The sequence below is a fragment of the Polaribacter sp. M10 genome, from assembly GCF_054968445.1.
Map to the genome: position 1 here is coordinate 76,178 of NZ_JBSSBG010000010.1, position 13,564 is coordinate 89,741.

The 13,564-nt window shown below is 30.2% G+C and carries 10 protein-coding genes; 7 read left to right on the forward strand and 3 right to left on the reverse strand.

All coding sequences use genetic code 11. The annotated features are described in order from the left end of the window. The first annotated feature begins 23 nt into the window (after positions 1-23). The 5 genes from ruvA (at position 24) to ACWYN7_RS10695 (ending at position 9,286) form a co-directional block, all read left to right on the forward strand. Positions 24-605, forward strand: a complete 582-nt coding sequence (ruvA, locus tag ACWYN7_RS10675) for a Holliday junction branch migration protein RuvA (protein WP_462859923.1) — start codon at positions 24-26, stop codon at positions 603-605. Positions 606-609: 4 nt separating this feature from the next. Further along, entirely contained in the window at positions 610-7,737 is a 7,128-nt protein-coding gene (sov, locus tag ACWYN7_RS10680; RefSeq protein WP_462859924.1) for a T9SS outer membrane translocon Sov/SprA, read from the forward strand. A gap of 40 nt (positions 7,738-7,777) precedes the next feature. Then, the gene (gene gcvH, locus ACWYN7_RS10685) at positions 7,778-8,158 is read left to right on the forward strand and encodes a glycine cleavage system protein GcvH (protein WP_462859925.1); all 381 of its coding nucleotides are present in this window, start codon (positions 7,778-7,780) and stop codon (positions 8,156-8,158) included. Continuing rightward, positions 8,148-8,501 (forward strand): VanZ family protein, encoded by a 354-nt coding sequence (locus ACWYN7_RS10690; protein ID WP_462859926.1) that lies wholly within the window; start codon positions 8,148-8,150, stop codon positions 8,499-8,501. Before gcvH ends, ACWYN7_RS10690 begins: the two co-directional genes overlap by 11 nt. Before the next feature lie 65 nt (positions 8,502-8,566). Continuing rightward, a complete protein-coding gene (locus ACWYN7_RS10695; protein WP_462859927.1) occupies positions 8,567-9,286 on the forward strand; it encodes an energy transducer TonB in 720 nt (239 codons plus the stop codon). A gap of 337 nt (positions 9,287-9,623) precedes the next feature. Here the strand turns inward: ACWYN7_RS10695 and ACWYN7_RS10700 are convergent, their stop codons facing one another. After that, positions 9,624-9,977 (reverse strand): toxin-antitoxin system YwqK family antitoxin, encoded by a 354-nt coding sequence (locus ACWYN7_RS10700; protein WP_462859928.1) that lies wholly within the window; start codon positions 9,975-9,977, stop codon positions 9,624-9,626. A gap of 193 nt (positions 9,978-10,170) precedes the next feature. On the opposite strand from ACWYN7_RS10700, the gene ACWYN7_RS10705 reads away from it, so the two are divergent. After that, a complete protein-coding gene (locus ACWYN7_RS10705) occupies positions 10,171-10,527 on the forward strand; it encodes a DUF1304 domain-containing protein (RefSeq protein ID WP_462859929.1) in 357 nt (118 codons plus the stop codon). Between the two features lie 66 nt (positions 10,528-10,593). Beyond that, positions 10,594-11,403: a mechanosensitive ion channel family protein gene (locus ACWYN7_RS10710; protein WP_462859930.1), complete on the forward strand. Its 810-nt coding sequence runs from the start codon at positions 10,594-10,596 to the stop codon at positions 11,401-11,403. Between the two features lie 3 nt (positions 11,404-11,406). Here the strand turns inward: ACWYN7_RS10710 and tsaB are convergent, their stop codons facing one another. Together tsaB and ACWYN7_RS10720 are read right to left on the reverse strand one after the other, a co-directional pair. Continuing rightward, positions 11,407-12,093, reverse strand: coding sequence for a tRNA (adenosine(37)-N6)-threonylcarbamoyltransferase complex dimerization subunit type 1 TsaB (gene tsaB / locus ACWYN7_RS10715; protein WP_462859931.1), 687 nt, complete (start codon positions 12,091-12,093; stop codon positions 11,407-11,409). 82 nt (positions 12,094-12,175) lie between these two features. After that, entirely contained in the window at positions 12,176-13,501 is a 1,326-nt protein-coding gene (locus tag ACWYN7_RS10720; RefSeq protein ID WP_462859932.1) for a TolC family protein, read from the reverse strand. Between the last annotated feature and the right edge of the window lie 63 nt (positions 13,502-13,564).

Here is a 13,564-nt window from a genome sequence, read left to right on the forward strand (position 1 = left end):
TTTTAGAACCCAGATAAGAAACTATGATTACACAAATTAGAGGAAGATTAGTAGAAAAAAGTCCAACTGAAGTTGTTGTAGATTGTAATGGTGTTGGATATTTATTACACATTTCTTTAAACACTTTTTCTAGTTTACCTGCAGACGAAAATGTTATATTATATACACATTTATCTATTAGAGAAGATGCACATACACTTTTCGGGTTCATCAACAAAACTGAAAGAGAAGTTTTTAAACTATTAATTTCAGTTTCTGGTGTAGGCCCAAGTATTGCCAGAACAATGTGTTCTTCTATGACATCCGAAGAAATACAAAATGCAATCGCATCAGAAAACGTAAATTTAATTCAATCTGTAAAAGGTATTGGTGCAAAAACTGCGCAAAGAGTTATTGTAGATTTAAAAGATAAAATTTTAAAAACGTTTGATATTGATGCAATTTCTGTAGAAACAAGCAATACGAACAAAGATGAAGCGTTATCTGCTTTAGAAGTTTTAGGTTTTCAGAAAAAACAATCTGATAAAGTTGTAAACGCTGTTTTAAAAGAAAATCCTGATGCTTCTGTAGAAAAAATCATAAAACTAGCTTTAAAAAACTTATAGTCAATTGATTAAATTATTAAAGAAAATAATTGTATTTGTACTATTTACTTTTTTTGTAAATTTATCTGTATACGCGCAAACTACACAAAGTAAAGATTCATCAGAAGTAAAAAAAGACACTTTAAACCTAAGATACGACTTTAATAACACCCAAAAAGGTGGCCTTTTTTTAGATGATTTGGCTAAAAAGGAAGTTATTTTTGATAAAGCTTTAAACAAATATGTAATTATTGAAAAAATTGGAGATTATTATACCAAAACTCCTATTTTTTTAACTCAAAAAGAATATGCTCAGTATCGTTTAAAACGAGACATGTTGCAATATTTTAAAGACAAAGTAAGTGCTACAAATAGTAAGAAAAAAGGTGCTGCAGCTGCACAAAAAGATTTACTACCAGAATATTATGTAAATTCTAAGTTTTTCGAATCTATTTTTGGTGGTAATACTGTAAAAGTAACTCCAACTGGTAATCTGAATTTAAAGCTAGGTGTTATTTATCAAAATACAGAAAACCCACAAATATCCGAAGAAAATAGAAGTAGTTTTACGTTCGATTTCGATCAGCAAATAAATGCAAGTATTCGTGCAAAAGTTGGTGAGCGTTTAGAATTTACTGCCAATTACGATACACAATCTACTTTCGATTTTCAGAACTTAGTAAAAATTGATTATTCACCTACTGAAGATGATATAATTCAAGGTATTGAAGCTGGTAATATTGCAATGCCTATTAAAAACTCGCTAATAAATGGTGCACAAAGTTTATTTGGTGTTAAAACCAAGTTACAATTTGGTAATACCAGTGTTACAGCTGTTTTTTCGCAACAAAATTCAGAAAGTACAACTGTAGTTGCAGAAGCTGGTGCATCCATAGAAGAATTTGAGTTATTAGCTACAGATTACGATAATGACAGACACTTTTTCTTATCGCAATTTTTTATTGATAATTATGCCAATTCTCTAAAACAATATCCTTTAATCAGCAGTCAAGTAAATATCACTAGAATTGAAGTTTGGATTACCAACAGAAATGCAACAACAGAAGATTTTAGAAGTATTGTGGCAATTGCCGATCTTGGTGAAACAGACAACCCAAATGCTAACAATGATTTTTACAGCAATTTAGTTGCAGATTCAGGTGATATTACAAACTCAACAAGTCCTGTAAGTATCAACACAAATGGGCAACAATTATTTTTACCACAAAATAATGCCAATAATATTTATACTGATGCAATTTTAAGTGGTATTAGAGATGTGTCTGATGTAGAAAACACCTTAAGAAATAATTTTAATATGACTTCTGGTACAGATTATTCTTTACTAGAAAATGCCAGAAAATTAAGTACAAGCGAGTATACATTAAATTCTCAATTAGGTTATATTTCTTTGAATAGAAGATTAAATGATGGCGAGGTTTTGGCTGTTGCTTACGAGTATACAATTGCAGGTTCTGTAAACGGAAGCTCAGAAAAATCTTTTAAAGTTGGAGAATTTTCTAACGATGGTATACAAGCACCAGATAATTTAGCCGTTAAATTATTGCGTTCAGAAATTTTACAAACCAGTCGTGAAAACGCTACAACAGGAGAAACCGAATCTTTTCCTACTTGGCGTTTAATGATGAAAAACGTTTATGCTTTAGGGGCTTATCCATTATCACAAGATGGTTTTCGTTTCGAAATTCAGTATAGAGATGATGATACTGGTATTGCATCTAATGTGTTGCAAAATGCAGCTACTCAAGATATAGCAAATACTCCATTAATTCAAGTTTTAGATTTAGATCAATTAGATCAAAGTCAGTATAGAAATGCAGATGGTTATTTCGATTATGTAGAAGGCGTTACAGTTGTATCTCAAAACGGATATGTAATTTTTCCTGATCCTGAACCATTTGGAAGCGGATTAGCAAAAGATTTGACCAACTCTTTAGATGATAAATTTATTTTTAATGAATTGTATTTAAATACCAAAATCAACATTAAAAACAATTATCAAAATAAAGACAAATACTTTTTAAAAGGATATTTTAAATCGGAAAGTGCTGGCGGAATTCCTATTGGCGCGTTTAATGTGCCTAGAGGATCTGTAACTGTAACTGCTAATGGTCGTCAGTTGGTAGAAGGTGTAGATTATGTGGTTGATTATTCTTTAGGAAGAGTGCAAATTTTAGATCCGGGTTTAGAAGCATCAGGAACTCCAATAAGCGTATCTACAGAAAACAATGCTGTGTTTAATCAACAAAGAAAAACCTTTATGGGTGTTGATGTAGAACATAAATTTTCTGATGATTTTATTGTTGGTGCCACAGTTTTAAATGTAAATGAAAGACCATTAACACCTAAAATAAATTTTGGCTCAGAACCTATAAACAACACAATGTTTGGGGTTAACATCGATTATTCTACAGAAGTACCTTACTTTACAAAGTTAGCCAACAAACTGCCTTTTGTAGATACAGATGTACCTTCTAATTTATCTGTTAGAGCAGATATGGCTTATTTATTACCTGGTACACCAAGTGGAATAGATGTTACTGGTGCTGCAACTTCTTATATAGATGATTTTGAAGCTTCGCAAATACCAATTAGCTTATTGTCTGCTTTAGATTGGTATGAAGCTAGTACACCAAGAAACGAAACTAATGATAGGTTTAATGGTAATAGTAGCGATTTAGATTACAACAACAAAAGAGGGAAATTAGCTTGGTACAGTATAGATCAAATTTTTTATGGTTTAGGTGATACTCCAGCAAGTATAAATGCAGACGAGCAATCTAGAGCAGAAACGAGACAGATAAACTACAGCGAACTTTTCCCTGATCAACAATTTGACATTACCCAAAACACATTGATAAGAACATTAGATTTAGCTTATTTTCCGCAAGAAAGAGGTTCTTATAACTTTAATCAAAATACAAGTGAAGTTAGTGTAGATGTTGCCAATAACAAAGTTACTTTATTAAAACCAGAAGAAAATTGGGGTGGAATTATGCGCCCTTTAAACACCAATAATTTTGATCAAGCCAATGTTGAGTACATTCAGTTTTGGATTATGGATCCTTATCAAAATTATTCAATTACAGAAGAAGAAGGTTTACCACAAGGAGTAAATCCTGATGATGTTTCGAATCAGGTTGGAGATTTATACATTAACTTAGGAAACATATCCGAAGATATTGTAAAAGATAATCGAAAAATGTTCGAAAATGGTTTGCCAGAAGATGGTGCAAAAGTAAACACTGTTAATGTAAACAGAACCATTTGGGGAGACGTGCCAAGAAATCCATCAATTATTTATGCCTTTAGCGAAGACGATGCTGCAAGAACCAACCAAGATGTTGGTTTTGATGGTTTAAATGATTTAGAAGAAAGTAGTCTTGCAAATATTGGTATTTACAGCAGTTTAGCAGATCCTGCAGCAGATAACTTTCAGTTTTTTAGAGGTTCTAATTTAGATGCATTAAATGCTTCCATCATTAGTAGATATAAAGATTTTAACAATACCCAAGGTAACTCACCTACTTTAAATCAATCAGCAGAAAGCTATCCTACTTCATCTACAACGTATCCAGATGTAGAAGACATCAACAAAGACCAGACCATGAACACTGTTGAGAGTTATTACGAGTATCAAATTTCTATGGATAGAAATGAGTTACAAGAAGGTAGAAATTATATTGTTGATGAAAAAACAACATCAGTAACCTTAGAAAACGGAAACACTCAAGAAACAAAATGGTACCAATTTAGAGTACCAATCAGAAACGGAACATCTGTAAACGGAATATCAGATTTTAATAGCATTCGTTTTATAAGAATGTATTTAACCAATTTTAAAATGCCTGTTGTAATTCGTTTTGGTGAGTTAGATTTGGTTCGTGGAGATTGGAGACGTTATACAAGAACATTAGATCCTGATATTGATCCTGACAGAGATTTAGACCAAACAGAATTAGAAAATTTTGAGGTTGGTGTAGTAAGTATAGAGCAAAATAATGGAAGTTACATTCAGCCTCCAGGTATTGAACGTGAGCGTTTACAAGGTTCTACTTCTGTACAATTACAAAACGAACAATCTGTTACTTTAAGTGTTACTAACTTAGAACCAAATAAAACAAGAGCCATTTACAAAAACATAAGTGTAGATTTAAGACGTTTTAAAAATCTTAAAATGTTTATGCATTTAGAAGGCGATGAAGGTTTTTCTGGTATTGTAAGGTTAGGGACAGATTTAGATGAAAATTACTACGAATTAGAAGTTCCTTTAACAGTTAGTTCTGGTGGTAATAGTCAATTAGACATTTGGCCAGAAGAAAACAATTTAGATGTATTTTTAGAAGCTTTAGGTAAAGTAAAATTAGAAAGAGATGCAATAGGTGCTTCTATTAGCGAGCCTTATGTATCTGTAGAACAAGAAGATTTACCTTATACAATAACCGTAAAAGGTAACCCAACCTTAGCACAATTAAGAACTATTGTTTTAGGATTAAAAAATACAAGTTTAATAAATAGATCTGGTGAAATTTGGTTTAACGAATTACGTTCTTCTGGTTTTGATAACGATGCTGGTTGGGCTGCAGTTGTTAATGCAGATGCTAACTTTGCAGATGTGGCAAACGTATCTTTAGCAGGTAGTATGGAAACCGTTGGTTTTGGTAATGTAGAAGATAGAGTTAGCCAACGTACTTTAGACGAAACCAAAACATATGATGTTTCTACATCTATTAGTTTAGGTAAAGTTTTAACTCCAAAAAAATGGGGAATTCAAATACCAATGAGTTATAGTGTTGGAGAAACATTTATAGATCCAAAATACGATCCTCAGTACCAAGATGTAAAATTAGCAGATGCTATAGAACAAAACCCAAATAGTGAATTTTCTAGAGATTACACCAAAAGAACGAGCATCAGTTTTATAAATGTCAAAAAGAATAGAAATCCGAATTCTAGTAAAAAACCAAGATTTTACGATGTAGAAAATTTAGCGGTTTCTTATTCGCATAACAAAGAATTTCATAGAGATTATAATATAGAAAAGTACATTAACGAAAACGTAATGGCTTCTGCTGCTTATAATTTTAACTTTAATTCTAAGCCAATAGAACTCTTTAAAAATTCTGAAAAATTTAAAAGCAAGTACTGGAAATTTATTAAAGACTTAAACATAAATCCTATACCAACTACATTGGCCATTAACTCTAGAATCAATCGAAATTATAATGAGCAACAATCTAGAAATTTAGTAGAAGGTTTATCTGCACAACCAGAATTAAAACAACGTCGATTTTTATTCGATTGGGATTATACCATTGGTTTCGATTTAACAAAATCGTTACAACTAAACTTTAATGCAACCAACAACTACATTTACGACACTTTTGGAAGTGGAGAAGAATTGCAAATTTTTGATGATTTCTTTAATACAGGTAGACCAAACCAATATCATCAAAAATTAAATGGTACTTACCAATTGCCTTTAGATAAGTTTCCGTTCTTAAGTTTTATGAAAGCAGATTATGCTTATACAGCAGATTTTGATTGGCAAGTATCATCTCAAGACGAAACTATTGCAGAACAAATTGGTAATGTAATTCAGAATGCAAACACTCATAATATAAACACTACTTTTTCTTTCGAAAAACTTTACAGAAGCATTGGTTTCGAAAAACTATTGCTTACAAAAACCCAACGTAAAAATGCCAAAGGAAAAAATGTAGCTAGAATAAAACCAAAGAAAAATTTACCTATTGGTAAAAAAATTCTAAAAACAACTTGGGGTTTGCTAACTTCTGTAAAGCAAGGAAAAATAAGTTACACAGAAAATAACGGACAATATTTACAAGGTTATGACGAAGGTATTGGCTTTTTAGGAGGATCTCCGACAGCATTTGCCTTTGGTAGTCAAGTAGACATTAGAAACAAAGCACTTACAAATGGTTGGTTGGTAAACCCAAGAGCTTTAACCGATGATCCAAATACCACAGATATTGATGAAAGTGCTTACTACAACAAAACCTACAGTAGAACACATTACAACAAATTAGATTACTCTTTTACAGTACAACCCATAAAAGATTTAAATATTGATGTAAGAGGTAATAAAATTGAAACTAAAGATCTTTCTCAGCAATTAGATGTTATCGAAAACGGAACTGCAACAGGTGCTATTGATTACGATATTGATACTTTCGAAACTGGTAATTTTAGTACAAGTCATTCTATGTTTTCTACTGCATTTACAGATGGTAATACATTGTTTCAAACCATGAAAGATTATAGAAGCATTATTGCTGGCAGACTTTCAGCAGAAAATCCATCAGTAGACCCTTCAGGATTTGGCGAAAATAGTCAGCAAGTTTTATTACCTGCTTTTATGGCTGCCTATTCTGGTAAAAATCCAAATAAAGTAAAAACTGGTTTATTTAGAAATATACCTATACCAAATTGGACTTTACGTTATAATGGATTTATGAAAATGAAATGGTTTAAAAAGAATTTTTCTTCTTTTGTAGTTTCTCACGGATATAGATCATCTTATACCATTTCTAGTTTTACCAACAATTTACAATATAGTGATGACACTGCTTTTACAGAAACCAATGTTGCTGGTAATTACGAACCACAAAAATTAATAGCAAGTGCTACTTTGGTTGATGAATTTTCGCCATTAATAAAAGTAGACATGAAAATGAAAAACTCGTTTTCTTTTAGAGGAGAAATAAAAAGAGACAGAACCTTAACCATGAATTTTAACAATAGTACCTTAACAGATATTGATGGTAAAGAATACATAGTTGGTTTAGGATATGTTTTTAAAGATGTAAAAATGAATACACGTTTTACAGGTAAAAAAACCACCTTAAAAGGCGATATTAATTTAAGAGCCGATGTTTCTTTAAGAGATAATATTACACAAATTAGATATGTAGATGAAGATAATGATCAAATTAGTGGTGGTCAAAGATTATTTTCTATTAAATTTACAGCCGATTATACATTGAGTAGTAATTTAACAGCATCATTCTATTACAATCATCAAACATCTAGATATGCAATATCAACTACTTTTCCAAGGCAAGCTATAAATGGAGGTATTAATATTGTGTACAATCTAGGAGGAAATTAAAATATAAAAGTAAATTCAAATTCATAAAATAAAATTACAAATGAACGTTCCATCAGAATTAAAATACACAAAAGACCACGAGTGGATTAAAATTGAGGAAAACATTGCAACTGTAGGAATTACAGATTTTGCTCAAGGAGAATTAGGAGATATTGTTTATGTAGATGTAGACACTTTAGATGATACTGTAGCAGAGGGCGAAGTTTTTGGTTCTGTAGAGGCAGTAAAAACAGTTTCTGATTTATTTATGCCTTTAACTGGTGAAGTTATTGAGTTTAATGAAACCTTAGAAGACGAACCAGAATTGGTAAATACAGATCCTTATGATAAGGGCTGGATGATTAAGATTGATATTTCAGATAGCTCACAAATAGAAAACCTACTAGATGCTGAAGCATATAAAAAAATTATTGCTGGATAACATTATTATTATTGCTATAGGAATTACTATAGCAATAATGTGTTTAAGCCTTATAAAACTTTCTGGTACTGGAGTAGAAATAAAAAATATAGATAAAGCCTATCATAGTTTTGCCTATTTTGTTTTGGCTTCTGCTTGGTTATTTAGTTTTTACAAAAAACCCAATAAAAAATATATTATTGTAATTTCTTGCATATTATTTGGCATAATTATTGAGATATTACAAAGTAATTTAACAATGTACAGAACTGGAGATTTAATCGATGTTCTTGCAAATACGCTAGGTGTTTTAATTGCTTTGATAATTTTTAATCTTTTTTTGAAAAAAAATCGCATTAATTAACGTTTAGACTTGTATTTAAAACAATAATTTAATTAAATTAGCAACCTATTATAAACTCTTTAAGAATGGAAATTAAGAAAAATCCAAAATCGAATTTAGAAAATTTCAGCAAGATATTTATGCAAATTGGGCTTGTGTTAGCTTTATTTGTTACTTATCAAGCAATAGAACAAAAAACGTACGACAAAGTCTATGGTGATTTAGAAGTTGTTACAATGGATGCAGAAATGGAGGAAGAAATTCCTATTACTGAAAGAGTAGAGCCAGTAAAACCAAAAACTCCACCACCACCAACACCAGAAAAAATAGAGATTGTTGAAGACGAAAAGGAAATTGAAGAGACAGTAATCGAATCTACAGAAACAGATGAAACTGAAGCTGTAGAAGTAGAAGAAATTGTTGAAGTAGAGGAAGTAGAAGAAGTAATCGAAGACGTTAGTTTTATGATTATTGAAGATGTACCCGTATTTCCTGGTTGTAAAGGAAGTAAAGCTGAATTAAAGAAATGTTTCAGTCAAAAAGTACAAAAACACTTCTCTAGAAAATTTGATGCAGATTTACCTAATGAATTAGGTCTTACGCCAGGAAGAAAGAGAGTATTTATCGCTTTTAAAATTGATAGAAATGGTGATATTGTAGACATTCAAGCAAGAGCACCACACCCAAAAATTAAAAGTGAAGTTGTTAGTGTAATGAATCAATTACCTAAAATGAAACCTGGTAGACAAAGAGGTAAACCAGTAGGAGTTAAATATAGTATTCCTTTTACTTTAATTGTAGAGTAAAAAAGAAAAACCACATAATATTAAAAACGTCTAGAATAGTTCTAGACGTTTTTTTTGCTTTAAATACAATGCTAAGCAAAACTTATATTATTTGTAAACTTAATTACTATTAAATGAATTGTTGAAATAAGCCATCTTATTTCATTATAAGCATAACTCTTGATTAACTATATTACATGTAAAAAACCTTCAAAGTTATTTTGGTCTACTACATTAAATGCATACAAAAAGGCTTTGAATTACCCCCAAAACCTAGCAACATAATAACAACAGAAATAAAAAAAACTCATTAGAATTAAAATTCTAATGAGTTATAAAGAACGAAACATAAGTAAGCTTATTTATTATTAAAGGCAACTTCAGAATCAGTTTTCCATGTTTTTACATACGCTACTGAGTTATTCTCGTAAGTAATTTCTTTAAGATTTTCATTATTCCAGATAAACCACTTACCTACTTTTTTACCTTCATTATAGTAAGCCAATTGAATCTTTTTACCTTCTTTGTTATAGCTGGTCCATTCTCCAGTTAATTTTTTATCCTTAAAAAAACCTTGAGTTTTAATGGCTCCATCTTCAAAATAATAAGTAACTTTTATTAAATCACCTACTTTTTCATAAGTTGGTTTATTTTCTTGAGAGAATCCTATCGCTGCCATAAAAAGCAAACATATTGTTATAATTTTTTTCATGATTTGTATATTTGGGTTAACATTATATTTACAAATATACAATTATTTTACCTTTTAGACACATTTTGGTAACATTTATTTAACATTAGAGGTCGAAATAATATATTTATCTGTTGATTAACAATAAAATAAAGACAAATGTTTCATAATTAGAGTTATTTAGTATATTAAGAACTCACGCAAAAATCAAAAAATGAAATACTACCAAATTATATTAATAGCCTTAGTTGCTTTAATACATTGTTATATTGTTTATTTAGAAATGGTATTATGGACAACCAAAAAAGGTATTAAAACATTTGGACTGAAAGACAAGCAATTTGCTGAAGACACAAAAGTTATGGCTGCTAACCAAGGTTTGTATAATGGTTTTTTAGCGGCAGGCTTAATTTGGTCTGTTATTGCAGCTAAAATTGATATTGCCTTATTCTTTTCTTACTGTGTTTTTATTGCAGGTATTTATGGAGCTTATTCAACTAAGAAAATTCGAATTTTTTATATACAGTCTATTCCTGCCATTTCAACGATTATATCTTTACTGTTGTCTTAAATTACCATCCACATTTACTAAAATACCTTTATTTTAGCCATTCAAAAACTATATAAAAACAAAAAAATGGAAGAATACATTGAAAAGTTTCAAGACATATTCGTTGAATATGCACCAAAAGTACTTACAGCGTTAGTAATATTAATAGTAGGTTTATTTGCGATTAAGATTGTTGTTAGTTCTGCAAGAAAATTAATGGGTAAAGGTGGTGTAGATGTTACACTTCAAAAATTCTTAGGAAATTTAGCAGGTTGGGCGTTAAAGATTTTACTTTTTATTGTTGTTATCTCTAAATTAGGAGTAGAAACTACTTCATTTGCAGCTATAATTGCAGCTGCTGGTTTAGCTGTTGGTTTAGCCTTGCAAGGTTCTTTAGCTAATTTTGCTGGTGGAGTATTAATTATGATTTTTAAACCTTTTAAAATTGGAGATTTAGTAGAAACTCAAGGAGAAATTGGTGTAGTTAAAGAAATCGAAATCTTTACAACAAAGTTAAAAGGTCTTTCTAATAAAGAAATTATTATACCAAATGGAGCCTTATCTAATGGTAATATTGTAAACTATACTACAGAAGGTACAAGACGTGTAGACTTAGTTATCGGCGTTTCTTATGATGCTGATATTAAAAAAACCAAAGAAGTTTTAATGAATGTTTTAACAGCACATCCAAAAGTATTAAAAGAACCAGCCCCTACAGTAAATGTTTCTGAATTAGCTGATAGTTCTGTAAACTTTGCTGTAAGACCTTGGTCTACTTCTGATGATTATTGGGATGTTTATTTTGATATTACAGAAAATGCAAAAATAGCATTAGACAACGCAGGAATAGAAATTCCTTATCCACATAGAGTAAACATTAATAAAGCAGAAGATTAATAATTAAAAAGTAGGTTTCTTTTTCTTTTCGGGAATCACTACAAAATCTTTTAAATAAAAGGGCTCAAAATAAGCGACATTTTCGATGTCGCTTTTTTTGTATTTATCAAAAGATAATGTTGCCATTTGTTTTGCTGATGGAAATTTATCATCAACAAAAACAGCATTTTTATGATTTATAATTGTTTTACACTTCTTAGCACCATCACCTAAAAAATAAACTTTATCCTTTTCTAAATAATCAGCAAAAGAATTTTCATCGATAATTTCTGCTTTAATTTCTCTAACTTGTTGATGATTTTGATTGAAAACAGCTGCATAAACTTCCATTCTTCTGGCGTCAATCATAGGAATGATAGTTCCTTTATCTATAGTAATTGCATGAGATAATGCTGTTAACGTATCTATAGCAATTAAAGGTTTATCAAAAGCAAAACACAAACCCTTAGCTGCAGAAACACCTATTCTTAATCCTGTATAAGAACCTGGCCCTTTACTTACAGCTACTGCATCTATAGCTTCACTTTTTATATTAGCTTCTTTTAATACATCAACAATAAATGGGTGTAAAACTTCTGCATGTGAATAATTGCCATTATTTAATTCTTTAATTGCTAAAATTTCTCCGTTTTTAGCAATACTTACAGAACAGTTTTTTGTGGCAGTTTCTATGTTAAGGATGATGCTCAAAATGTATTTTTTATGCAAATATAGTTCAAAAAGAAAACCTCACTAAATTTAGTGAGGTTTGTCTTTTATATTTTTAAAATTGTTATTCTAGAACTAAATCACCAGCATAAAATTGCAATACTTTTGTTTTAAAAACATAATCGTATTTAGAGCTTATTAACGTGGCTTGTGCATTTACCAAACGCGTTCTTACTTGATCAAAATCGAATTGTGTCATTGCTCCAAAATTATAACGTTCTTGGGCATTTTTAAAAGCTTCTTCTTGCGCTTCTAGAGATATTTTAGCTGCTTCGTAACTTTTTAAAGCGGTTTTAACATCTAAAAAAGATTGTTCTATGGTTTGCTTTAAATTTAATTTTTCGCTCTCTAATTGTGTTTCAGAAATTTGTTTTGATATTACTGATTGTGCTACTCTATTTTTTGTTTGAAAACGATTAAAAATTGGCACATTTAAAGACACTCCTAAATTGTAACCTAAATTATCATTCAATTGTTTAAAGAAATAATCATTGGTAAAAATCTCATTAAATCTATGACTATACCCTGTACCCATACCTCCAAATAAAGCCGCAGAAGGTAAAAAAGCACCTTTAGCCAATTCTATGTTAAGATCTGCATTTTCTATAGCTAATTTAGCTCTTTCAATTTCTGGCATACGATCTAAAGATTTGTCGTAAATAACAGAAGAGTTTTTATAAAATAAATTAGCAGAAGGCCTACCAACATCAATTGGCATTACATCAAAACCTTCTGATGGTTCTTGTAAAAGTTGTGCTAAATTTAATAAAGCCAAATCTAAAGCGTTTTCTTGAGCAATTACAGTTTGCAAATTTGTAGCTGCTGTAGATTGTGTTGTTAATAAATCTCCTTTTGGTATTACACCCGATTTAAAACGTGCTTCTGCAGCTTCAATTTGCTTTTTACTTATTTCGTACTGTACTTTTGCAGCAGCTAAGTTTTCTTTAGCAAATAAAACATTTAAATAACCATTAACTACAAATAGAGAAATATCATTTTCTATTTTCTTTAAATCTAAAATACTAGATTCTACTCCTAATTGTGCTTGTTTAAAGGTATTTGTATTTCTAAAACCATTAAAAATTGTAACATTAGAACTTAAATCGAAAGAAGCATTAAAGTTATCTGTAGATATTCTGGCATTACTAATGTTATCGATAATAGAACCAAAACCAAATCTACCAGAAGAACTACCACTTAAATTTGGCAAGAAATTTCCTTTGGCAATTTCTACATCTTTTTTAGCTAACTCTAAACTTAGTTTATTTTGCTGAATCGAAATGTTTTTTTCTAGTGCTTGATCAACACATTCTTTTAGAGTCCATTTTTTTTGAGAAAAAGTAGCTATAGAAGTTAAAAAAGCTACGAATAGAATAAGTTTAGTTTTCAAAACGAGTTTGTTTTTGGTTGATTTAATTGTGTTATTAACCACAAAAGAAGAACTGTTTCTTTT